Raw genomic sequence first — 20,692 nt, 5'->3', positions numbered from 1 at the left:
TGCGAGGGTCTCACGGCTTCGCAGCCGGGCGGACGGCTTCGAGATCGGGCGTGCTGCCCTCGCGCTCCGGCCCGGCCAGGCTGCGCGCCGGCGCGTTCTCGATCAGCACATGCACCCGCCCTTCGAAGCTGATGAGCGCGCCGTTGTCCTTCACGTCGAGCGTATCGGCGTCGACCGTGGTCGTGCCGAGGTTGACCTTGACCGGCTCCCGCGAATTGACCGTGCCGCCCTTGAAGTCGACATCGGCCGTGCGCATGCGGATGTCATAACCCGAATCGGTGCGGATCTTCACGTCGTCGACCAGCTTCAGCTTCTCCTTCTGCTGATCGAAATGGCCGCTCCGGGCGTTGATGTTGATCCAGCCCTCCGATTTCATCAGCACCCGCGCCGTCATCTTGACCAGCTCGATCTGCGTCGGATTGCGCACATCCTGCAGCGCCGAGTCGGCCGTGACCTCGTAGGGGCTGTTGTCCTTGCGGTAGCCGGCGAGCTTCGGCGCTTCCATCACCACCTTGCCGCCGGACAGGCTGATGCCGCCCAGCGAGAGATTGCCGGCCTGACGCAGCGGGCTGAGGAACGGGACGACGATCAGGCCGACGACCGCGACCCCCGCTCCCACCGGGATCAGGCGCCGCAACAGGCGCACGAGCACGGAATGCCGGCGCGCCGCCTGGAAGGCGTTCTGCCGCATCTGCGCCCTGATCGCCGCCGGGCTGCGTGTCTCAGGAGTTGTGATCGCCAAGGTCATGCTCGCCCATTGCCAGCCACCGGCGGCTTTTTCATGTCGAACCGGCGCATACCGACAGGCAGACGCGGCCGGTCAGGCGGTCGCCGGACGGATGCCCCCTATCCTGATACATCAAGTTTACGTATGCGCGAAGATGTCGGCTTCGGGCCAGCCGGCGAGATCGAGCGCGGCCCGCGTCGGCAGGAAGCCGAAGCAGGCCTCGGCCAGATGCGTGCGCCCCTCGCGGGCCAGGAGCACGTCGAGCTTCGCCTTCAGCGCATGCAGGTGCAGCACGTCGGCGGCGGCATAGCCGAGCTGGGCCTCCGTCAGCGTCTCGGCGCCCCAGTCGGAGGATTGCTGCTGCTTCGAGAGCTCGACGCCGAGCAGCTCGCGGACGAGATCCTTCAGCCCATGCCGGTCGGTGTAGGTGCGGACCAGCTTGGAGGCGATCTTGGTGCAATAGACCGGCGTGGTGACGACGCCGAAGGCCTTTTCGAGCGCGGCGATGTCGAAGCGGGCGAAGTGGAACAGCTTCAGCACGCCCGGATCGGCGAGCATGCGGCAGAGATTGGCCGGCGCCGGCGCACCCTTCGGAATCTGCACGATGTCGGCGGTGCCGTCGCCGCGCGAGAGCTGCACCACGCAGAGCCGGTCGCGCTGGGGATTGAGGCCGAGCGTCTCGGTGTCGATCGCCAGGACCGGCCCCGGCTCGAACCCGTCGGGCAGATCACCGCGATGCAGACGAATGGTCATGCCCTTCAACCTCATTCGGCGACGCGGGGCGCCGCTCGGACAGCCTGGCGTCCACCAGCCGGCCGAACGGCCGCGTCGAAACCCGGGGAACGCTCCGCAGCTAGCCGCGCGCCCGGCCGCGTTCAAGCATTTTCTTTCGGCAATACAACCGGTTCGGCACGATTAACCCTTTATTCACCATAAGCTTCACCCCGCGGTCCGGAGATGCGAATGTGCGGGACCGGAGTGCGCGAATGTCTCCAATCCGCCTGTTCACCGATTTCGACGGCCGCATCGGCCTGCGCCAGTTCTGGCTCGGCAGCATCGCGCTCGCGCTCTGCCTGCTGGCGATCCAGTGGGGCGCGGCGCAAGCCACGGACAAATATACCGGGGCGAAGATCGCCGCCTTCGCCAACGCCTTCGCCCTGTTCCCCTGGGCCGCGCTGGCGGCGAAGCGCGCCGCCGATCGCGGCGGCTCCTCGCTGTTCGGCATCCTGCTGGTCTGCGCCATCGTCCTGCCGGGCGAGCTGCGGCCCATCCTCGGCTATGTCTGGGACCCTTCGCTGGTCGCGATCTCGACGATCGCCTGGCTGATCGCGCTGGTCGATCTCGGCCTGATGCCGGGGGTGGACCAGAAGGAGTCGCTTGCGGAGCGCGAGGGCGCTGCTAAACGGGCGCGATGACGCAGACCACGCCCGCCATCCCGGCCCCGCTCGATTTCGATCCCACCGATCCCATCGCCCTGACCCAGGCCCTGGTGCGTTGCCGGTCGGTGACGCCGGCGGAAGGCGGCGCGCTCGCCCTGCTCGGCGCCGTTCTGAGTGCCGAGGGCTTCGGCGTCGAGCGACCGGTCTTCTCCGAGCCCGGCCTGCCCGATGTCGAAAATCTCTATGCCCGGATCGGCGGCGAGGGGCCGGTCCTCGTCATCGCCGGCCATACCGACGTCGTCCCGCCCGGCGACCTCGCCGCCTGGACGCATGACCCCTTCGCGGCCGAGATCGAGGACGGCGTGCTTTACGGCCGCGGCGCCTGCGACATGAAAGGCGGCCTCGCCGCCATGGTCGCGGCGGCCATCCGCTATCGCCGCGAGAATCCGGACGCGCCGGGCTCGATCGCGGTGCTGGTCACCGGCGACGAGGAAGGTCCGGCGGTGAACGGCACCGTCAAGCTGCTGGCCTGGGCCGACGCGCGCGGCGAGCGTTTCGACCACTGCCTGCTCGGAGAGCCGACCAACCCGGCTGCGATGAGCGACATGATCAAGATCGGCCGGCGCGGCTCGCTGACCGGCAAGCTGACGGTGCAGGGCGTCCAGGGTCATGTCGGCTATCCGCACCTGGCGCGGAACCCGATCCGCGGCATGGTCAGGCTGCTCGCCGGCCTCGAGGCGACGCCGCTCGACGCCGGCACCGAGCATTTCGACCCGAGCAATCTCGAGGTGACCACGCTCGATGTCGGCAATCCCGCGACCAATGTGATCCCGGCGCAAGCCAGAGCCGTGTTCAACATCCGCTTCAACGATCTGTGGACGCCGGAGACGCTGGCCGCCGAGATCGAGCGGCGGCTGCGCGAGGCGGCCGGCAACGCCGTGCGCTATGAGATCGGCTTCGAGCCGACCAATGCCGTCGCCTTCCTGACGCAGCCCGGCCCGTTCGTCGCCATGGTCGCCGCGGCGGTCGAGAGCGAGACCGGCAAGCGCCCGGCGCTGTCGACCACCGGCGGCACCTCGGACGCCCGCTTCATCAAGACCTACTGCCCGGTCGTCGAATACGGCGTCGTCGGCCAGACCATGCACCAGGTCGACGAGCGGGTCGCGATCGCCGACCTGCATGCGCTGGAACGGATCACGCACCGGCTGCTGACCGATTATTTTGCCGCAGCGCCGCGTGCTTGACGGAACCGACCCCGGCGCTCACAGTTAGACGAAAGTCTAATATCGTGACGTCCGGAGGGTTGGGCCATGAGGCTTGCTGCCGACGATGTGACGCGATCGCTCGCCGCGTCCTGGCGCCTGCTGCGCGCCGATGCGAAAGCCCTGCCCGATCTCGACCTCAGCCGCGAGGGTTTCTGGCGCTCCTATCTCGCGCTGGTGCTGATCGTGCCGTCGATGATCCCGGTGCTGGCGGCCGAACGGACCCTGGCCGGACTTGCCGGCGGCGGGCTGTTCGACGCGCCCGGCCTGATCGGCGCCATCGTCACCGCCGAGATCCTCGCGATCGTCGCGGTGCCCGTCCTGCTGGTCGGGCTCGCGCCGAACCAGATGCACGAGCCGCGTTTCACCGGCTTCATCATCGCCTGGAACTGGGCCGCCATCCTCTCCGCTGCGTTGATGGCCGTGCCGGCGACCGTATTCGCGCTCGGCTGGTCCAATCCCGGCATCGCCGGCTTCCAGAGTCTCGCCTTCGCGGCGATCGTGCTCAGGCTGCGCTACTGCGTCGCCAGGGCCGCCTTCGGTTCGCGAAGCGGCGTCGCGGGCGCGATCGCCTGCGCCAGCGCGCTCGCCGACTATGCGGTGCTCAGGACCTTCGGACTGGCGGGTTTCTGATCGGGCCTCAGTAGTCCACGCCGGCCAGATAGAGGCCGCAAGGCGGCGCCAGCGCGGCGCATTGCGAGCGGTCGCGCGCCGCCAGCACCTTGCCGACCTTGCTCTCCGGCCAGCGCTCCATGCCGACCATCTTCAGGCAGCCGACCATGGAGCGGACCTGATGATGCAGGAAGGAACGGGCATGGGCATAGACCACGATCTCCGCTCCTTCCCGCCGGCAATCGAGCCGGTCGAGCGTGCGCAGCGGGCTGTTGGCCTGGCATTCGGCGGCGCGGAAGGTGGTGAAGTCGTGATGGCCGATCAGCGCCTTGGCCGCCCGGTCCATCGCCTCGTGGTCGAGCCTGACCGGCACATGCCAGACGCGGCCCGCGTCGAGCGCGGGCTGCGCCCGGCGGTCGAGGATGCGGTAGATGTAATAGCGGCGCGTCGCCGAGATGCGGGCGTCGAAGGTGTCCGGCACCGCCTCGGCGCTCAGCAGCGCGACCGGAATCGGCTTGAGCCGGGCATTGGTGGCGTCGCGCACGACATCGGTGCGCCAGTCCCTGGCAAGGTCGACATGGGCGACCTGGTGGGTGGCGTGGACGCCGGCATCGGTCCGCCCGGCGCAATGCAGGCGCACCGCATGGCCGCAGAACGCCTCGATCGCCTCCTCGACGCTCTGCTGCACCGACGGCCCGTTAAGCTGGCGCTGCCAGCCCGAAAAGGGCGTGCCGTCGTATTCGATGACGAGCTTGTAGCGCGGCATCGGCCTAGAGCTTCGCCCCGGCCGAGAGCCGCGCCCCGCGCAGGAACTCCTGGGCGCTCATCGGCCCCCTGCCCGCGCGCTGGACCTGGAGCAGCTTCACCGCCCCGACCGCGCAGGCGACCGTGCCCTCGTCGTCGAGCAGCGTGCCGGGCTCGGCCGCGCCGCCGGCCCGGGCGGTGCGCAGCAGCTTGAGCCGTTCCGGCCCCTTGCCGAGATCGACCTCGACGAAGGCGCCCGGAAAGGGCGAGAGCCCGCGCACGACATCGTGGACCTGCTGCGCCGGCAAGTTCCAGCTCAGCCTGGCCTCGTCATTGCCGATCTTGCTGGCATAGGTGACGCCCTGCTGCGCCTGCGGCGTGAAGCGCAAGGCGCCGCGGCCGAGCGCGGCGAGCGCCCGGACCATCAGGTCGGCGCCGAGGGCGGCGAGCCGGTCGTGCATCTCGCCGGCGGTGGCGTTGCCGTCGATCGTGAGCGTCTCGACCATGGCAACGGGGCCCGTGTCGAGCCCCTCCTCCATCTTCATCACGCAGACGCCGGTCTCCGTATCGCCGGCCATGATGGCGCGCTGGATCGGCGCGGCCCCGCGCCAGCGCGGCAGCAGCGAGGCGTGCAGGTTGAGGCAGCCGAGTTCGGGCACCTCGAGGATCGCCCTGGGCAGGATCAGGCCGTAGGCGACGACGACGGCGACATCGGCCTGGTGCGAGGCCATCAGCTCGGCGGCCTCCGGCGTCCTCAGGCTCTTCGGCGAGAACACCGGGATGCCGAAGCGCTCGGCCGTGACCTGCACCGGCGAGGGCCGCAGCTCCATGCCGCGCCCGGCCGGCGCCGGGGCGCGGGTATAGGCGCAGACGACCTCATGGCCCTGGCCGACGATCTCGGTCAGGGTCGGCACGGCGAAATCCGGCGTGCCCATGAAGATGATGCGCAAGCTCATATCGTGACGCTGTCCCTGGCGAGTGACTTGGCGCTCAGGCGGCGCTCTCCCGCTTCGCCTGCTTGGCAAAGCGCTTGGTGACGCGCTCGCGCTTCAGCCGCGACAGATGATCGATGAAGAGCACGCCGTTGAGATGGTCGATCTCGTGCTGCAGACAGGTGGCGAGCAGGCCGTCGGCCTCGATCTCCTGCGCCTTGCCGTCGAGATCGCGATAGCTGACCTTGACCCGCGCCGGCCGCTCGACCTCCTCGTAATAATCGGGGATCGAAAGACAGCCCTCCTCATAGGCGCTGAGCTCGTCCGAATGCCAGGTCACCTCCGGATTGACGAAGACCATCGGCTCGCGCTTCTGCTCCTCGCCTTCCTCGGCCTTCTTCGAGACGTCGATGGTGATCAGCCGGACCGGCTCGCCGATCTGGATCGCGGCGAGACCGATTCCCGGCGCGTCGTACATGGTCTCCAGCATGTCCTCCGCGAGCTTGCGGATCTCCGGCGTGATGTCGCCGATCGGCGCGGAAACCTTGCGCAGCAGCGAGTCGGGCAGGATGACGAGGGGGCGGATGGCCATCGGGCGCTCTGAAAGGAGTGTCGGAAGTCGCCGCGACATAAGCACTTGTGTGGAAGCGGTCAAACTGTTCCGCTTTCGTTCTGGAAAACCGGCTCGAATCATGTAGGCTCGCGGGATGAACCAGATCGCCTTCGTCCTGCTGGAGCGGCCCGTGAGCTGGGCCGAGGCCGCCTTCGGCTTCGCCGGGTTGACGCTCGCCCTGCTGGTGCTGGCGCTGCTCTCCTCCTGGCGCGGCGCGCGCCGGCGCGAGATGGAGACGGCGATGGCGGCCGAGCGCGCCCGCGAGATGGACGACAAGGTCGCCGAGATGAACCGGCAGCAGGCCGAGCTGATGGGCCGGATGCAGACCATGGCCGAGATCCTCTCGACCCGGCAGGGCGACCTCGCCCGCATCATGGCCGAGCGCATGGACGGATTGCGCCAGCAGGTCGGCGCCGGGCTGGAGCAGAACGTCCGCCAGACCAATGAGAGCCTCGGCAAATTGCAGGAGCGCCTCGCCGTCATCGACAACGCCCAGAAGAACCTGACCGAGCTCACCGGCGAGGTGGTGACGCTGAAGGACGTGCTCGCCAACAAGCAGGCGCGCGGCGCCTATGGCCAGGGCCGGATGGAGGCGATCATCCGCGACGGTCTTCCGGCGGCCTTCTTTTCCTTCCAGCCCACGCTTTCGAGCGGCAAGCGGCCGGACTGCCTCGTCACCCTGCCGGGCGACGGGCGCGGCCTCGTCATCGACGCCAAGTTCCCGCTCGAGAGCTTCACCCTGCTGCGCGAGGCGCGCGGCGAGGAGGCGAAGAAGCAGGCTTCGGCACGGGTCCGCGCCGATGTCGGCCAGCACGTCAAGGACATCGCCGAGCGTTATTTCCTGCCCGGCGAGACGCAGGACATGGCGCTGCTCTTCGTGCCCTCGGAGGCGATCTATGCCGATCTGCACGAGCATTTCGACGACGTCATCCAGAAGGCGCACCGGGCGCGGGTGATGATCGTCTCGCCCTCGCTGCTGGCGCTGGCGATCCAGCTGATGCAGTCGCTGGTGCGCGACGCCCGCATGCGCGAGGAGGCGCGTGTCATCCAGTCCGAGGTCGGCAAGCTGCTCGACGATGTCCGCCGGCTCGGCGAGCGCGTCGACAAGCTCGACACGCATTTCCGCCAGGCCCAGGACGACGTCGCCCAGATCAAGACCTCGGCCGGCAAGGTCACCGGCCGGGCCGAGAAGATCGGCGCGCTCGAATTCGACGACGCCCGCCCGAACGAGCCGCAGCTCCCCTTCGCCAGGGCCGTGAAGCTGAAGGCGGCGGAGTAGGCGAGGCGCGGGAGGCGCTCGCTTCGTGCGGCGAGCGTGCCCCGCCTGTGCCGATGTCCCGGTCATCCGACGCCGCACGGCCGACTGCGTCCGACCATTCCGTCAAGCCGCCGGGTTCGGCGACCTCGATCCGCTTTCCTGCTGGCGGCGGAACCAATGAGGCTAACCTGCGTTAAGGTCATCTGACGCTGAATTGTCGAACCGAACGGTGGCTGCTGCCAGTCACAGAAGGGCGCCCGCTATGTCGATCGTCGCCCGGCATGATCTTCATTTCCTCGTGCACAGGTTAAGCCGGGGTTTTCCGCTCAGCGACATGGAAGCCAGCGCGATCAGTCACCTGCCGATCATGTTGAAGCACGTGGAGGCCGGTGCCGATATCCTGCGTGAAGGGGATCCTGCGTCCGAGGCCTGCATCGTGCTGGAAGGCCTGGTTTGCCGCTACGAAATCGTAGCGGAAGGCGGAAGACAGATCCAAGCCTACCATATCCCCGGCGACATCCCGGATCTTGCCGGGCTGCATCTCCAGACGCTCGAGCATAATATCTGCGCACTGCGGCCAAGCATTGTGGCGATGGTTTCGCATCGCGCCCTGCATATCCTGATTGCCGAGCATCCGCAGATCGGCGCGCGCCTTTGGCGCGAGACCGCCATCGACGCTGCCGTCGCCCATGCATGGGTCAGCAACATCGGCCGACGCACGGCGCGTGCCCGGATGGCTCACTTTCTGTGCGAGATGCTGGCACGCTACCAAGCGCTGGACCTGGCGAGCGATACGATTCCCTGCATCATCACCCAGCTCGAACTGGGCGACTCACAGGGCATGTCGGTCGTCCATGTGAACCGGGTGCTGAAGAGCCTCAAGAGGGCCGGGCTGATCGAGATGAGGGGCAAGAATATCAGGATCCGGGACCAGGTCGCCCTGCAGTTCGCCGGCGACTTCGATCCCAGCTATCTCCACCTCAGCGAGGCGGTGCACTGAACCGCCGGCTACGCGATGTCGGCTTCGCCCCCGGCCGACCCGCAGCGTCAGGCCCTGACGAGCGCCGCCGACAGCTCGGGCTTGACGTTCAGCGTCTGGAAGACGACGCAATAGCGCTCGGTCAGCTTCAGCAGCGTGTCGAGCTTGTCCTGCGGGGCGTCGGTCTCGACGTCGAAAAACAGGCGGATCGCCTTGAAGCCGACGGGCGCGTCCTTCGCCACGCCGAGCGTGCCGCGGAAATCGAGATCGCCCTCGGCGCGGACCGTGCCCTTCTTCAGCTCGATCTCGAGCGCGGTCGCGACCGCCTTCAGCGTGACGCCGGCGCAGGCGACCAGCGCCTCGAGCAGCATGTCGCCGGAGCAGAGCTCGGCGCCGGAGCCGCCCGTCGCCGGGTGCAGGCCGGCGAGCGCGAGCGCCCGGCCGGTCTCGACCTTGCAGGCGATGTGCTGGTCGTCGAGCTCGCCCCTGGCCCTGAGCGTGACCACCGCCGCATCCGGCGCCTCACGGTACCTGTCCTTGAGCGGGGCCTGCAGAGCGCGCAGCGCGGTGACGTCCATGATCCGGCATCCTTGTGAAGCGACCTGCCGGCTTGTAGCCGCTTCAGGCCGCCGCCTCCACCGCCGGCGCGACATGCCGGCCTTCCCTTTCGAGCGCCCGCCGCAATTCGCGGCGCAGGGCGAGGAAGCCGACGGAGCCCTGCTCGCGCGGGCGGGCCAGCAGATTGGCGAGGCTGAAGGCGACCGGCCCCGGCTGCTGCGGCAGGACGAGGATGCGGTCGGCGAGGCGCAGGGCCGCGTCGATCGAGCCCGTGGCGAAGACGACGGCCGGGCGGCCCCGCCCGCAGAGCTCCGGCAGGAAGGCGTCGAGCTCCGCCCGCGCGGCCTCGCACAGCGCCGCGAAGGGCTCGTCGATCAGGAGCAGGCGCGGCCTCGCCAGCAGGAGGCGCGCGATGGCGAGCCGCAGCAGACCTTCCGGCGAGAGCGCCCCCGGCCGCTGCCGCGCCTGCGTGGCGAGGCCGACGCGGACCAGCACATTGGCGATCAGGCCCTCGCGCTCGAACGGCGAGGCGTTCGGCAGGGCGAAGGCGAGGTTCCCGGCAAGATCGAGCCAGGGGAAGACGCGCGGCCGGGCGCAGAGCAGGCCGAGCTCGGCCGTCGGCACCGTCCCGTCACCGCCCGCCGAGGCGGCCAAGGCATGCAGCGCCGCCGCCCGCGCCTCGGGAGCGCCGAGCAGGGCGACGACCTCGCCGGGCGCCGGGCGCAGCGGAACCGTCTCGAGAGAACAGGGGAGATCGCGACAAGCGGGCGACATGCTGGCTCCTTCCATGGCGAGGCGGAGGGAGCGCCGACGGCCGCGGGCCGTCCCGTCGTTCCCGCGCTTTAGCTGCATTTGTTTCGCGCCCGCAAGCTGAGGCTCAAATCGGCGCGTGTCCTTTGATACGGTACAGCCGTCCGCTTTGTCAAACGCGACCCATCGGTATCCTCCGACCTCGGCGCGTGGAACGGGCAATCGCCGTTTCCGCAGGCCGCGGCAATCATGCTAGGGATCGCCGCCTCCGCCGAAAGCCCGAAGAGCCCCGTTCAGTGCCGCCCGTTCCCGACAAGCCAGCCTCGCGCCTCGCCGATTTGATCGACAATCCCGCGGCCGCGGTCGGCAGGCTGGCCCGGCAGTTCGAGCAGGAGGACCGGGACGGCCTGCGCGGAGCCCTGGTCGACGCCCTGCGCGACACACTCGCGGAGGGGCGCCAGTCGGCCCGCGAGCTGCTGGCGCGCACGCGCAACGGCCTCTCCTGCGCCAAGCGGCTCTCGGACGTGATGGACGCCGTGGTCGCCGGGCTGCACGTCGCCGCGACGCGGCATTTCTACCCGGTCGAGAACCCCTCGGCCGGCGAGCGCATCGCCGTCGTCGCGGTCGGCGGCTATGGCCGCGGCACGCTGGCGCCGGGCTCCGATGTCGACCTGCTGTTCCTGTTCCCCGACAAGCAGACGGCCTGGGGCGAGAGCGTGGTCGAGGCGATGCTCTATCCGCTCTGGGACCTGAAGCTGAAGGTCGGCCATTCCGTGCGCTCGGTCGACGACTGCATCCGCGAGGGCCGGGCCGACATGACGATCCGCACGGCGCTGCTGGAGGCGCGGCTGATCTGCGGCGATGCCGGCCTGTTCGCCGAACTGCAGCGGCGCTACGGCGCCGAGATCGCCGAGGGCACGGCCGCCGCCTTCACCGAGGCCAAGCTCGCCGAGCGCGAGGGCCGCGTCGCCCGCGCCGGCTCGTCGCGCTATCTGGTCGAGCCCAACGTCAAGGACGGCAAGGGCGGCCTGCGCGACCTCAACACGCTGTTCTGGATCGCGAAATACTCCTACCGCGTCGACGATCCGGCCGAGCTGGTCGAGGCCGGGCTGTTCGACGCGCGCGAGTTCGCGATGTTCCAGCGCTCGGAGGAGTTTCTCTGGCGGGTGCGCTGCTGGATGCATTTCATTACCGGCCGGGCCGAGGAGCGGCTCTCCTTCGACCTGCAGCGCCAGGTCGCGGCCGCGATCGGCTATGCCGGGCGCAGCGGCCAGGCGCCGGTCGAGCGCTTCATGAAGGCCTATTTCCTCGTCGCCAAGGATGTCGGCGACCTGACCGCGATCGTCTGCGCCGCGCTGGAGGCGCGCCAGCAGAAGCCGCGCGCCAGCCTGACCAGCCTGATCGGCTCCTTCACCAAGCGCCGGCGCGTGCGCGCGCTCGGCCATCCCGACTTCACCCTGCGGGGCCAGCGCCTCGCCGTCACCGACGACGAGGCGTTCAGGCGCGACCCGGTCAACCTGCTGCGGCTCTACGAGATCGCCAGCCGCGACGACCTCGCCATCCATCCGGACACCAGCCGGCTGGTGACGCAGTCGCTCAGGCTGGTCACCCCGCATCTGCGCGCCGACCGCGAGGCCAACCGCATCTTCCTGGAGATCCTGACGGCGCGGCGCTCGCCGGAGGCGGTGCTGCGGCGGATGAACGAATCCGGGCTGCTCGGCCGCTTCATCCCGGATTTCGGCCGCGTCGTCGCGATGATGCAGTTCAACATGTATCACCACTACACCGTCGACGAGCACCTGATCCGTTCGATCGGCATCCTCGCCGAGATCGATGCCGGCGCGCTCGAGGCCGAGCACCCGCTGGCGAACTCGATCTTCGCGACGATCACCAACCGGCGCGCCCTCTATGTCGCGCTGTTCCTGCACGACATCGCCAAGGGCCGGCCGGAGGACCATTCGGTCGCCGGTGCCCGCATCGCCCGCAAGCTCTGCCCCAGGCTCGGCCTCAGCGAGGCGCAGACCGAGACGGTGGTCTGGCTGATCGAGAACCATCTGGTGATGTCGACCGTCGCCCAGAGCCGCGATCTCGGCGACCCCAAGACGATCGAGAGCTTCGCGGCGATCGTGCAGACGCTGGAGCGCCTCAAGCTGCTGCTGGTGCTGACGGTGGCCGACATCAAGGCGGTCGGTCCCGGCGTCTGGAACGGCTGGAAGGGCCAGCTGCTGCGCACGCTCTATTACGAGACCGAGGTGGTGCTCGCCGGCGGCCATTCCGGGATCGAGCGCAAAGCCAGGGTCGAGCGCAAGCAGGAGGCGCTGGCGGCGCGCCTCGCCGACTGGACGGAGGAGGAGCGCGCCGCCTATCTCGCCCGGCACTATCCGGCCTACTGGCTCAAGGTCGAGCCCGAGCGGCAGGAGCGGCATGCCCGTTTCCTGCGCGAGGCCGAGATCGCCGGCCGCACCACGGCGACGCGGGTCGAGACCGACCAGTTCCGCGGCGTGACCGAGCTCACCGTGCTGGCGCCCGACCATCCGCGCCTGCTCGCCATCGTCACCGGCGCCTGCGCGGCGGCCGGCGGCAACATCGTCGACGCCCAGATCTTCACCACCACCGACGGGCTGGTGCTCGACACGATCTTCGTCTCGCGCGCCTTCGAGCGCGACGACGACGAGCTGCGCCGGGCCGAACGGATCGCGGCGGCGATCGAGCGGGCGCTCAAGGGCGAGATCAAGATCGCCGACCTCGTCGCCCAACGCCGCGCCCCGCCGCCGCGCGGCCAGACCTTCCAGGTCGCGCCCGAGGTCATCATCGACAACGTGCTGTCGTCGCGGCACACGGTGCTGGAGGTCTCGGGCCTCGACCGGCCCGGCCTGCTCTACGACCTCACCACCGCGATCGGCAAGCTCAACCTCAACATCGCCTCGGCCCATATCGCGACCTTCGGCGAGAAGGCGGTCGACGTCTTCTACGTCACCGACCTGACCGGGGCGAAGATCACCTCGACCGGCCGGCAGCTGATGGTCCGCCAGGCGCTGCTCGCCGTGTTCAGCCTGGAGCTCGACAAGCCGCCTTCGAGCAAGGGCAAGGCCATGGCCCGTGCTTGATTTCGACCCGCCGAAGCCCGATATCGGCGGCGAAGCCGGTGTGCCGGAAGGTCACGCCGCCATGCCGCATGATGAGCAACGATTGGGATGATGGAATGACGCAGAACCCTGCGAAGGACGATCCGAAGCCGGAGACCGAGAGCCAGGACGCGGCCGGCGCGAACGCGAACGAGACCGCCTCGCCCGATCCGCTCGCCCTGCTCGAGGCCGAGCGCGACGACCTCAAGGACAAGCTGCTGCGCACCCTGGCCGAGATGGAGAATCTGCGCCGCCGCACCGAACGCGAGATCGCGGATGCGAAAGCCTATGCCGTGACCAGCTTCGCCCGCGACCTGCTCGGCTCGGCGGACAATCTGCGCCGCGCGCTGGAGAGCGTGCCGGAGGCGGCCCGCGCCGCTGCCGACAACGCGCTGCAGGCCGTAGTCGAGGGCGTCGAGCTGACCGAGCGCGAGCTGCTGAAGACGCTGGAACGCCATGGCGTCCGCAAGATCGACCCGCAGGGCGAGAAATTCGACCCGAACCTGCACCAGGCGATGTTCGAGGCGCCCGACGCGGCGATCGCCAAGGGCCTGGTCTCGAAGGTGGTGCAAACCGGCTACAAGATCGGCGAGCGCGTGCTGCGCCCGGCGCTGGTCGGCGTCTCGGCCGGCGCGCCCAGGCCGGCTGCCGACGGCTCCGATGCCCCGGCTGCCGATGCCGGCGACAAGCCGGCGACCTGACAGGTGCTCGAAGCCGCGGGCGTCGTCGTCTTCGCCCTGACCGGGGCGCTGGTCGCCGCCCGCAAGCGCATGGACCCGTTCGGCTTCATCCTGCTCGCCACCGTCACCGGCGTCGGCGGCGGCACCCTGCGCGATCTCCTGCTCGACCGGCGCGTCTTCTGGATCGAGGCGCCGGCCGACGTGATGCTGTGCGCGACCGTCGCCCTCGCCGCCTGGGCGGTCGCCTATGCCCGGCCCGGCATGCTCGACGGCTGGGGCGCCGCGCGCCTGCTGATCTGGGCCGATGCCGCCGGGCTCGCGCTCTTCGCCGTGGTCGGGGCGCAGAAGGGGCTGGCGGCCGGCGTTCCCGCGCTGTCGGCGATCGCCTTCGGCGCGGTGACCGCGACCTTCGGCGGCATCATCCGCGACATCCTCGCCGGCGACCGGCCGATGCTGCTGTGGAGCCGGGACTTCTACGTCACCGCGGCGGCGGCCGGCGCCGCCGCGACGGTCGGTCTGGCGCAGACCGGGCTCGATCCGCGGCTCGTCATGCTGGGCGGCCTCGCCGCCGGCTTCGGCCTGCGCGCCGGCTCGCTCCTGCTCGGCTGGTCGTTCCCGAAACTGCCGGGGGACGAGCGGGGGAATTCACCCTGACGGCTTCGTCACCCTGCGCAGCGTCAAATTGATCCGCCCCGGCTGCGGCAGCAGGCTCGACGAGCCCGCGAGGATGCGGTCGATGCCGTGATAGGCGAGCCGCGCCGGCCCGCCGAAGGCGAGCGCATCGCCCGAGGCCAGCTTCAGCGAGAGCGTCTTGCCGCCACGACTGGTGCCGCCGATGCGGAAGATCGCGGTGTCGCCGAGCGAGAGCGACAGCACCGGCGCGTCGAATTCCGCCTCGTCGCGGTCCTGATGCAGGCCCATCCTAGCCGTCGGCTCGTAGAAATTGACCAGGCAGGCCTCGGGCGGGTGCGAGTAGCCCGCGAGTTCCCGCCAGGCGCGCAGCAGCCGCTCGGGGATCGGCGGCCAGGGTGCGCCGGTCTGCGGATGCAGCGGCTGGTAGCGATAGCCGCGCTCGTCGGAGATCCAGCCGAGCACGCCGCAATTGGTCATTCTGACGGAGAAAGGCTTTCCGGTCTTCGGCATGCGCGGCGTGTAGAAGGGCGCCTGCCGCGCCGCCTCGCGCAGATCGGCGATCAGCGCCGCCTGCTCGGCCGCGTCGAGATAGTCCGGCCAATGCGTCACGCCGGGCGCGACGGCGAGCGCAGCCACCGCAGCACTCAGACTGTGTCGAGGCCGAGCACGTCGGCCATCGAATAGAGCCCGGGCTTGCGGCCGCGGCCCCACAGCGCCGCCCTGACCGCGCCCTGCGCGAACAGGCTGCGATCCTCGGCGACATGGGCGAGCTCGAGCCGCTCGCCCGCGCCGGCAAAGATCACCTTGTGATCGCCGACGACGGTGCCGCCGCGGAGCGCGGCGAAGCCGACCGTGCCGGGCTGCCGCGCCCCGACCTGACCGTCGCGCACCGCGACCCGGCACTCCGCGAGATCGACGCCGCGCCCCTGCGCCGCCGCCTCGCCGAGCAGGACGGCGGTGCCCGAAGGCGCGTCGACCTTCATGCGGTGATGCATCTCGAGGATCTCGATGTCCCAGTCGGTGCCGAGCGTCGCGGCGACCTTGCGCACCAGCGCCGCGAGCAGATTGACGCCGAGGCTCATATTGCCGGAGCGGATGATGGCGGCATGGCGCGAAGCCGCTTCCAGCTTCGCCAGATGCTGCGGCTCCATGCCGGTGGTGCCGGCGACATGGACGATGCGGGCCTGGGCGGCGAGGCCGGCGAAGGCGACGGTCGCGTCGGGCGTGGTGAAGTCGAGCACGCCCTCGGCCTCGACGAAGGCGGCGACCGCGTCGTCGCCGACCAGGACGCCGCTGGCGGGCAGGCCGGCCAGCACCGCCGCATCCTGGCCGAGCGCGGGCGAGCCCGGCCGCTCGATCGCGGCGGAGAGGACGCAGCCCGGCGCGTCATGGATCGCCCTGACCAGCGAGCGGCCCATCCGGCCGGCGGCGCCGACGACGACGAGACGCATGTCGCTCATGGGAAAACGCTCCGAAGCAGCCAGGACAGGCGCCGAACTCCGGCGCTCACATGCCTATAGGCCGCTTCATCGTTCGTCGAAACGAAAAACGGCCGGGCAGAGCCCGGCCGCGCAGATTTCGGGCGTGGTCGCCGGCCTACTCGGCCGGCTGGATCGCCGCGACCTTCCATTCGCCGCCGCGCGGGCGCACGAAGGTCCAGTGCTCGGTCACCTCGCGCGGGATCGTGGCGTGCCCCTCGACGACGCGCCCGCCATTGCGCTCGACCATGGCGGTGAGCAGGCTGAAGCGCATCGCGACCGTGGCATACTCGTAGCCGTCCTCGCGCCAGGATTCGGCGAGGTCACCCTGCAGCAGCTTGACGTCGGCAGCTTTCTCGATGAGGCCCTTGCGGGCGTTCTCGGCGAACTCGTCCTCGAGCGCACCAGAGATCTCCGGCGTCGTGATCTGGCGCAGGCGCGCGACGTTCTCGTTGGAGATCGCGGTCTGCACTTCGGCGAGCAGGCGCTCGAAGGCGCCGTAATCGGCTCCTTGCAGCTCGAACTCGACCGGCTTCGCGGCCGCGGCGGCACCACCGCCAAGACCGGCCATCGCCGGGGCCGCCTGCGGCTGATAGGCCTGACGGCCGAGCGGCGCGCCGACGCCAGCCAGCTGAGGCTCGCTGCGGCGACGGAACAGGCGCAGCGCCAGCCAGATCAGGCCGCCGATCAGCGCGACCTGGAAGAGCAGGCCGAGCAGGCCGGCGAGGCCGCCGAATCCGGCGCCCGAGAGCAGGCCGAACAGGCCGGCACCGAGCAGACCGCCGGCGACGCCCATCATCAGGCTGCGGGCCATGGACGGGCGCGCCGCCTGCGCGGCGGCCGCGCCGGCACCGGCGGCCGGAGCCGCAGCCGACGGGCCGGGTGCCTGCGTCTGGTTGCGCTGGAACGAGGAGCCGGGCGCGGTCGGCGTCGGCGCGACTTGCGACTGGCTGCGCGAGCCGCGGCTGCCGAAGCTGCGGCCGCCCGGGGCGGCCTCGGCGATGATCGGGACCAGCAGCAGAGCGCCGGCGATGAGGGCGATTGCACGTCCGCGACGGGCGAGCGAAATCAGAGACATGGTTCCTCCCGGAGCCCGGATGGCTCACTGGACCCGAAATATGGTCGGGTCGTACAACTTTCGCAAGGAGAGCCCGGCCCGGTCCGCAGGACAGATCCGTCCCCCCGACGTTTGGCCGCCAGCTTTCCTGTGCTATCGTGACAGTCTCGTTACGCCCACGAGGCGACGGGAGCGAGCCATGATCCGACGCCCTCGGAGGCTATCCTGCTCCGGCGCGGCGGCGCTGCTGATCCCGGCGCTGGCCGCGACGCCCCTGACGCTGCCGCATGATCCCGCTCTGGCGCAGGACCGAGCGGTCGCGCTCGACAGGCCTCGCCAGGCGCAGGCACCGGAACCCTATTGCTATTGCTGGAACGACGGCAAGAAGATCGCGGAAGGCAGCATGGCCTGCATCCGCACCACGATGGGCCGCCGCCTCGCCGTCTGCGGCCGCGTCATCAACATGATGTCCTGGGATGTGAGCGAGACGCCCTGCCCGGAGAGCTGAGCGGCCTCGGCTCCAAAGGAAAAGCGCCGCCGGGCCTCTCCGGCGACGCTCTCCAAATGGCTTAAAGGGTCTTTCGACTCGAGACTGACTTCCCCGTCAGAACGCTCCGATCACGATCGCCAGAAGCAGCACGAATGCCGCTCCCATGGCCAACCGGTCGAGACTTAGCGCGAGGTTCATGAGAACCCTCCTTTGTCATTGACCTGACACGAAAGCTAGCAGAATGCGCGGACACTGCAAGTGGCTATGGCGCCGCATGCCGAGCCGGAGCAGAGAAGCATTCTTAATTGGCGGTTAAAGCATTGACCTGCTTTGTGGATAGTTCCGAACAAGACCTTTTCGAGAGGAGCTTTTAGTACAGAAAAGAGAGAGACAAAACTGTCTTGCCACAATCGAACCCGAGTTGTTGCAATGCAATATTGTCCCATGCGGGACCAGCGCCCAGATCTCGCCGAAATCTCGTCACCCCGGCATCAGGATCAGGCGCTCGAGCGCACGGGCCGCGGCGATGACGCGGGCGTCGTCACCGAAGCGTCCGACGAGCTGGAACGAGACCGGCAGACCGCGCGGGCCGCGCATCAGCGGCACGGTCAGGCAGGGCGTGCCGAGCAAGGTCCAGAGCCGGTTGAACTTGGAGTCGCCGGTCGAGGCGAGGGTTTCCGGCGCCTCGCCCGGCGCGGCATAGGTCAGCACGAGGTCGACCTCCGCGAACCAGCGCTCGGCCGCCTGCCGCCCACGCCGGGCGGTGGCCCGCGCCAGGTCGTAGTCACGCGGCGTGGTCGCGCGAGCCTCGTCGAGATAGGCGCGCAGCTTCGGCGGCAGCTCGTCGCGATGACGGGCGTATTCCCAGGCGAGCGCCTGCGTCGCCTCCCAGTTCTGCAGCGGGCCGTGGGCATGGAAGGTGGCGGCGAGCTCGGGCGGCGTCGTCAGATCCAGCACGGCGGCGCCGCCCTTGCGGGCGAGCGCGGCAATGCGCTGCAGCGCCTCCTCGCAGGCAGGCTCGGGGCGGTCGGTGAAGTCCTGGCGGCAGAGGCCGAGCTTCAGCCCGGCCAGCGCGGCCTGGGGCGCGTCGAGATCGGGACGGCCAGTCAGAGCGGCGAGGGCGAAGCCGAGATCGCCGGCGCCGGCCGCCATCAGGCCGAGTGTATCGAGCGACCAGGAGAAGGGCTTCACACCGACCGTCGGCAGCAGCCCATAGGACGGCTTGATCGCGGCGATGCCGCAATAGGCGGCGGGGCGGATCACCGAGCCGCCGGTCTGCGTCCCGATCGCGAGCGGAACGAGGCTGGCGGCGACGGCCGCGGCCGAGCCCGCCGAGGAGCCGCCCGGGCTGGCGGAGGGATCGTGCGGGTTGCGCGTGGGCGCCGGGTCGAGGAAGGCGAATGCCGTGGTCTGCGTCTTGCCCGCGACGGTCGCGCCGGCCGCCTTCAGCGCCATCACGATCGGCGCATCGGCGCGGGGCTGATAGCCGTCATAGATCGGCGAGCCCATGCCGGTCGGCAGGTCGGCGGTGTCGATGATGTCCTTGACCCCGACCGCGACGCCGGCGAGCGGCCCCGTGCCGGGCGCAAGGGTCTCGGGACGGGCCGCAAAGGCCCGCAGATCGCCGTCGCGCTCCGCGATTCGCCGCTCGCTGTCGGCGAGGGCCGCATGGGCCGAGATCTCGCCATTGGCGACGCGGCGGGCGATGTCGCGAACCGAAAGCATGAGCCTGTCCCTTGAATCCGTGGCCGGTCGGCCGAGGCGGCCATGCTGGCACGAGCCCGGCCCCGGAAGGAAGCCACGGGCCTGCCGCAGCAGACGGGGTATGCGTCCGGCGCGGCGCCGCGGACGCGCCGACGGGTGCCGGGCTCAATAGGTGGCGCGGCCGCCCGAGAGGTCGAAGATGCCGCCGGTCGAGAAGGAGCATGCGTCGGAGGACAGCCAGAGCACGAGCCGCGCGACCTCGGCCACCTCGACGAAGCGCCCCATTGGGATGCGCGAGAGGATGTCGGCCCGGCGCTCGGCCGAGATCTCCCTTGCCATGGCGGTCTCGGCCGCGGCCGGCGTCACCGCCGTGACGATGATGCCCTCCCGCGCCGTCTCCTTGGCGACGCTCTTGGTCAGGGCGATCAGCCCCGCCTTCGAGGCGGAATAGGCGGCGGCGAGCGCCATGCCCTCCTTGCCCTGGATCGAGGCGATGTTGACGACGTGCCCGCGCAACGGGTGACCGTCGGGCGAGCGGCGCGGCTCCTGGCGCAGCATCCGGCCGATGACGGCCCGCGTCACCAGATAGGCGCCGAACAGGTTGACCTGCAGGACGCGCTGGAAATTGTCCGGCGTCGTCTCCCAGATCGGCTTCACCTCGCCGAGCACGCCGGCATTGTTGATCAGGATGTCGATGCGGCCATGGGCAGAGACTACGGCCGTGGCGGCCGCCTCGACGGCGTTGACGTCGCGGATGTCGAGCTGGCGCTGGCCCGCCCGCCGGCCGAGCTCGGCGACGGCCTGGGCGAGGCCGCCGGCGTCCTGGTCCCAGAGCTCGACGCTCGCACCGGCCTCGATCAGCACGCGGGCGATGCCGCGGCCCAGGCCTCCGGCTCCGCCCGTGACGATGGCATGGCGGCCGGAGAGGTCGTGACGCGTATTCATCAGCCGGCGCTCCAGGCGGTCTTGGTCCGGGTGATCTGGTGACGATAGAGGCCGAGGGAGAACGGGCCCTCGCCGCCGAGCGCCAGAAGCGCGTCGGGAGCGAGCGCCTCGCGCGCCAGCGCGACGAAATCGGCCTCGTCGCCCCAGCCCTCGACCAGCAGCACCCAGCGCGGCACGGCATTGGCGACGCCGCGCGCCGTCTGCTCGGCCGTGGCGACGCCGCTCGCCTGCGCGTCCGCCGCCAGCAGGTGGACGCCGGCGACGCCGGGCGTCGCGAGCAGGTCGGGGATCAGACCACGCAGCAACGCCGCCTTGTGGGCCGGGGCCCTGTTCTCCTGCACATCGTAGCGCAATGTCGCGATCAGCCCGCCCTGGGCCGGCCCGCTGCTATGGGCGACGCGGCAGATCGCACGCGCGACCGAGCGGAAGTGCCTCACCGCCGAGAGCGTCCACGGCGTCGGCGCGTTGACGCGGGCGGCGTAGTCCTGCCCCTTCAGGACCTCGACGCTCTGCGCCTCGTAGAGGTTGAAGAATTCGAGATCGGCATCGATCGCGACATAGCGGCGCCCGCGCAGGAAGCCGGGGATGCCGACCCGTTCGGGCATGTGCTCCTCGCCGTGCCAGGCATAGAACTCCGCCCTGCCCTCCGGCGCGATGTCGTGCCAGATCGCGACCGCCCCCTCACCTGCCAGGCTCATCGTTCCTCCACCGGCTCGCCGAGCGGGGCGCGTTGACTCGGCCCCGCCCGATCTCTATACGGAAATCA

At 70.0% G+C, this 20,692-nt stretch carries 22 protein-coding genes; 9 read left to right on the top strand and 13 right to left on the bottom strand.

The features are described 5' to 3' along the window. Positions 1–10: 10 nt before the first annotated feature. Both lptC and CS1GBM4_RS08695 read right to left on the bottom strand, forming a co-directional pair. Complete coding sequence (gene lptC / locus CS1GBM4_RS08700) at positions 11–742, bottom strand: LPS export ABC transporter periplasmic protein LptC (protein WP_186418313.1); 732 nt, start codon at positions 740–742, stop codon at positions 11–13. A 123-nt stretch (positions 743–865) separates the two neighbouring features. Continuing rightward, entirely contained in the window at positions 866–1,480 is a 615-nt protein-coding gene (locus CS1GBM4_RS08695) for a ribonuclease D (protein WP_186418312.1), read from the bottom strand. A 233-nt stretch (positions 1,481–1,713) separates the two neighbouring features. Between CS1GBM4_RS08695 and CS1GBM4_RS08690 the strand changes: the two genes are divergently transcribed. The 3 genes from CS1GBM4_RS08690 (at position 1,714) to CS1GBM4_RS08680 (ending at position 4,001) form a co-directional block, all read left to right on the top strand. Continuing rightward, positions 1,714–2,142 carry a DUF805 domain-containing protein gene (locus CS1GBM4_RS08690; RefSeq protein ID WP_186418311.1) on the top strand — a complete coding sequence of 143 codons (429 nt, stop codon included), beginning with the start codon at positions 1,714–1,716 and terminating at the stop codon, positions 2,140–2,142. After that, positions 2,139–3,350 carry a succinyl-diaminopimelate desuccinylase gene (gene dapE, locus CS1GBM4_RS08685; RefSeq protein WP_186418310.1) on the top strand — a complete coding sequence of 404 codons (1,212 nt, stop codon included), beginning with the start codon at positions 2,139–2,141 and terminating at the stop codon, positions 3,348–3,350. Before CS1GBM4_RS08690 ends, dapE begins: the two co-directional genes overlap by 4 nt. Before the next feature lie 66 nt (positions 3,351–3,416). Then, positions 3,417–4,001, top strand: coding sequence for a hypothetical protein (locus CS1GBM4_RS08680; protein WP_186418309.1), 585 nt, complete (start codon positions 3,417–3,419; stop codon positions 3,999–4,001). Positions 4,002–4,008: 7 nt separating this feature from the next. On the opposite strand, the gene truA is transcribed toward CS1GBM4_RS08680, so the two are convergent. From truA to def, 3 genes are read right to left on the bottom strand one after another with little or no spacing between them, the layout of a single operon-like run. Continuing rightward, positions 4,009–4,746, bottom strand: a complete 738-nt coding sequence (gene truA / locus CS1GBM4_RS08675) for a tRNA pseudouridine(38-40) synthase TruA (protein ID WP_186418308.1) — start codon at positions 4,744–4,746, stop codon at positions 4,009–4,011. 4 nt (positions 4,747–4,750) lie between these two features. Beyond that, entirely contained in the window at positions 4,751–5,680 is a 930-nt protein-coding gene (fmt, locus tag CS1GBM4_RS08670) for a methionyl-tRNA formyltransferase (protein ID WP_186418307.1), read from the bottom strand. A gap of 34 nt (positions 5,681–5,714) precedes the next feature. After that, positions 5,715–6,248 carry a peptide deformylase gene (gene def, locus CS1GBM4_RS08665; protein WP_210201556.1) on the bottom strand — a complete coding sequence of 178 codons (534 nt, stop codon included), beginning with the start codon at positions 6,246–6,248 and terminating at the stop codon, positions 5,715–5,717. 115 nt (positions 6,249–6,363) lie between these two features. Between def and rmuC the strand changes: the two genes are divergently transcribed. Both rmuC and CS1GBM4_RS08655 read left to right on the top strand, forming a co-directional pair. After that, entirely contained in the window at positions 6,364–7,548 is a 1,185-nt protein-coding gene (gene rmuC, locus CS1GBM4_RS08660) for a DNA recombination protein RmuC (RefSeq protein WP_186418305.1), read from the top strand. 241 nt (positions 7,549–7,789) lie between these two features. Beyond that, positions 7,790–8,527 (top strand): Crp/Fnr family transcriptional regulator, encoded by a 738-nt coding sequence (locus CS1GBM4_RS08655; protein ID WP_186418304.1) that lies wholly within the window; start codon positions 7,790–7,792, stop codon positions 8,525–8,527. 47 nt (positions 8,528–8,574) lie between these two features. On the opposite strand, the gene CS1GBM4_RS08650 is transcribed toward CS1GBM4_RS08655, so the two are convergent. Both CS1GBM4_RS08650 and CS1GBM4_RS08645 read right to left on the bottom strand, forming a co-directional pair. Beyond that, positions 8,575–9,084: an OsmC family protein gene (locus CS1GBM4_RS08650; RefSeq protein ID WP_186418303.1), complete on the bottom strand. Its 510-nt coding sequence runs from the start codon at positions 9,082–9,084 to the stop codon at positions 8,575–8,577. A 43-nt stretch (positions 9,085–9,127) separates the two neighbouring features. Continuing rightward, positions 9,128–9,838, bottom strand: a complete 711-nt coding sequence (locus tag CS1GBM4_RS08645) for a hypothetical protein (protein ID WP_186418302.1) — start codon at positions 9,836–9,838, stop codon at positions 9,128–9,130. Between the two features lie 347 nt (positions 9,839–10,185). Here CS1GBM4_RS08645 and CS1GBM4_RS08640 point away from each other — a divergent pair, with 347 nt between their 5' ends. From CS1GBM4_RS08640 to CS1GBM4_RS08630, 3 genes are all read left to right on the top strand, one after another. Continuing rightward, positions 10,186–12,921: a [protein-PII] uridylyltransferase gene (locus CS1GBM4_RS08640; RefSeq protein WP_244607139.1), complete on the top strand. Its 2,736-nt coding sequence runs from the start codon at positions 10,186–10,188 to the stop codon at positions 12,919–12,921. 95 nt (positions 12,922–13,016) lie between these two features. Further along, positions 13,017–13,640, top strand: coding sequence for a nucleotide exchange factor GrpE (gene grpE, locus CS1GBM4_RS08635; RefSeq protein ID WP_186418301.1), 624 nt, complete (start codon positions 13,017–13,019; stop codon positions 13,638–13,640). Between the two features lie 3 nt (positions 13,641–13,643). Further along, positions 13,644–14,273, top strand: coding sequence for a trimeric intracellular cation channel family protein (locus CS1GBM4_RS08630; protein WP_210201555.1), 630 nt, complete (start codon positions 13,644–13,646; stop codon positions 14,271–14,273). On the opposite strand, the gene CS1GBM4_RS08625 is transcribed toward CS1GBM4_RS08630, so the two are convergent. The 3 genes from CS1GBM4_RS08625 to CS1GBM4_RS08615 all read right to left on the bottom strand — a co-directional run bounded on the left by CS1GBM4_RS08625 (position 14,265) and on the right by CS1GBM4_RS08615 (position 16,808). Next, a complete protein-coding gene (locus CS1GBM4_RS08625; protein ID WP_244607133.1) occupies positions 14,265–14,888 on the bottom strand; it encodes an alpha-ketoglutarate-dependent dioxygenase AlkB in 624 nt (207 codons plus the stop codon). The two genes, CS1GBM4_RS08630 and CS1GBM4_RS08625, sit on opposite strands and share 9 nt — an antisense overlap. 8 nt (positions 14,889–14,896) lie before the next feature. Then, complete coding sequence (dapB, locus tag CS1GBM4_RS08620) at positions 14,897–15,703, bottom strand: 4-hydroxy-tetrahydrodipicolinate reductase (protein WP_186418349.1); 807 nt, start codon at positions 15,701–15,703, stop codon at positions 14,897–14,899. A gap of 145 nt (positions 15,704–15,848) precedes the next feature. Continuing rightward, positions 15,849–16,808 carry a TIM44-like domain-containing protein gene (locus tag CS1GBM4_RS08615; protein ID WP_186418300.1) on the bottom strand — a complete coding sequence of 320 codons (960 nt, stop codon included), beginning with the start codon at positions 16,806–16,808 and terminating at the stop codon, positions 15,849–15,851. Between the two features lie 178 nt (positions 16,809–16,986). On the opposite strand from CS1GBM4_RS08615, the gene CS1GBM4_RS08610 reads away from it, so the two are divergent. Beyond that, positions 16,987–17,295: a hypothetical protein gene (locus CS1GBM4_RS08610; RefSeq protein WP_186418299.1), complete on the top strand. Its 309-nt coding sequence runs from the start codon at positions 16,987–16,989 to the stop codon at positions 17,293–17,295. A 462-nt stretch (positions 17,296–17,757) separates the two neighbouring features. On the opposite strand, the gene CS1GBM4_RS08605 is transcribed toward CS1GBM4_RS08610, so the two are convergent. The 3 genes from CS1GBM4_RS08605 to CS1GBM4_RS08595 form a co-directional block, all read right to left on the bottom strand. Beyond that, on the bottom strand, positions 17,758–19,002 hold the full coding sequence (locus CS1GBM4_RS08605) for an amidase (RefSeq protein WP_186418298.1): 1,245 nt from the start codon (positions 19,000–19,002) through the stop codon (positions 17,758–17,760). 144 nt (positions 19,003–19,146) lie between these two features. Then, the gene (locus CS1GBM4_RS08600) at positions 19,147–19,926 is read right to left on the bottom strand and encodes an SDR family NAD(P)-dependent oxidoreductase (protein ID WP_186418297.1); all 780 of its coding nucleotides are present in this window, start codon (positions 19,924–19,926) and stop codon (positions 19,147–19,149) included. Beyond that, positions 19,926–20,624: a hypothetical protein gene (locus CS1GBM4_RS08595; RefSeq protein WP_186418296.1), complete on the bottom strand. Its 699-nt coding sequence runs from the start codon at positions 20,622–20,624 to the stop codon at positions 19,926–19,928. Before CS1GBM4_RS08595 ends, CS1GBM4_RS08600 begins: the two co-directional genes overlap by 1 nt. Positions 20,625–20,692 lie beyond the last annotated feature (68 nt).

Source organism: Allobosea sp. CS1GBMeth4, assembly GCF_900185715.1.
In the GTDB taxonomy this organism is placed as follows: domain Bacteria; phylum Pseudomonadota; class Alphaproteobacteria; order Rhizobiales; family Beijerinckiaceae; genus Allobosea.
This window is presented reverse-complemented; position numbering and strand designations above follow the sequence as displayed.

Bases quoted from the DNA above. Each gene is read 5' to 3' on its own strand.
- CS1GBM4_RS08695 (WP_186418312.1), bottom strand. From the start codon at position 1,480: ATGACCATTCGTCTGCATCGCGGTGATCTGCCCGACGGGTTCGAGCCG.
- CS1GBM4_RS08690 (WP_186418311.1), top strand. From the start codon at position 1,714: ATGTCTCCAATCCGCCTGTTCACCGATTTCGACGGCCGCATCGGCCTG.
- dapE (WP_186418310.1), top strand. From the start codon at position 2,139: ATGACGCAGACCACGCCCGCCATCCCGGCCCCGCTCGATTTCGATCCC.
- CS1GBM4_RS08680 (WP_186418309.1), top strand. From the start codon at position 3,417: ATGAGGCTTGCTGCCGACGATGTGACGCGATCGCTCGCCGCGTCCTGG.
- truA (WP_186418308.1), bottom strand. From the start codon at position 4,746: ATGCCGCGCTACAAGCTCGTCATCGAATACGACGGCACGCCCTTTTCG.
- fmt (WP_186418307.1), bottom strand. From the start codon at position 5,680: ATGAGCTTGCGCATCATCTTCATGGGCACGCCGGATTTCGCCGTGCCG.
- def (WP_210201556.1), bottom strand. From the start codon at position 6,248: ATGGCCATCCGCCCCCTCGTCATCCTGCCCGACTCGCTGCTGCGCAAG.
- rmuC (WP_186418305.1), top strand. From the start codon at position 6,364: ATGAACCAGATCGCCTTCGTCCTGCTGGAGCGGCCCGTGAGCTGGGCC.
- CS1GBM4_RS08655 (WP_186418304.1), top strand. From the start codon at position 7,790: ATGTCGATCGTCGCCCGGCATGATCTTCATTTCCTCGTGCACAGGTTA.
- CS1GBM4_RS08650 (WP_186418303.1), bottom strand. From the start codon at position 9,084: ATGGACGTCACCGCGCTGCGCGCTCTGCAGGCCCCGCTCAAGGACAGG.
- CS1GBM4_RS08645 (WP_186418302.1), bottom strand. From the start codon at position 9,838: ATGTCGCCCGCTTGTCGCGATCTCCCCTGTTCTCTCGAGACGGTTCCG.
- grpE (WP_186418301.1), top strand. From the start codon at position 13,017: ATGACGCAGAACCCTGCGAAGGACGATCCGAAGCCGGAGACCGAGAGC.
- dapB (WP_186418349.1), bottom strand. From the start codon at position 15,703: ATGCGTCTCGTCGTCGTCGGCGCCGCCGGCCGGATGGGCCGCTCGCTG.
- CS1GBM4_RS08615 (WP_186418300.1), bottom strand. From the start codon at position 16,808: ATGTCTCTGATTTCGCTCGCCCGTCGCGGACGTGCAATCGCCCTCATC.
- CS1GBM4_RS08610 (WP_186418299.1), top strand. From the start codon at position 16,987: ATGATCCGACGCCCTCGGAGGCTATCCTGCTCCGGCGCGGCGGCGCTG.
- CS1GBM4_RS08605 (WP_186418298.1), bottom strand. From the start codon at position 19,002: ATGCTTTCGGTTCGCGACATCGCCCGCCGCGTCGCCAATGGCGAGATC.
- CS1GBM4_RS08600 (WP_186418297.1), bottom strand. From the start codon at position 19,926: ATGAATACGCGTCACGACCTCTCCGGCCGCCATGCCATCGTCACGGGC.
- CS1GBM4_RS08595 (WP_186418296.1), bottom strand. From the start codon at position 20,624: ATGAGCCTGGCAGGTGAGGGGGCGGTCGCGATCTGGCACGACATCGCG.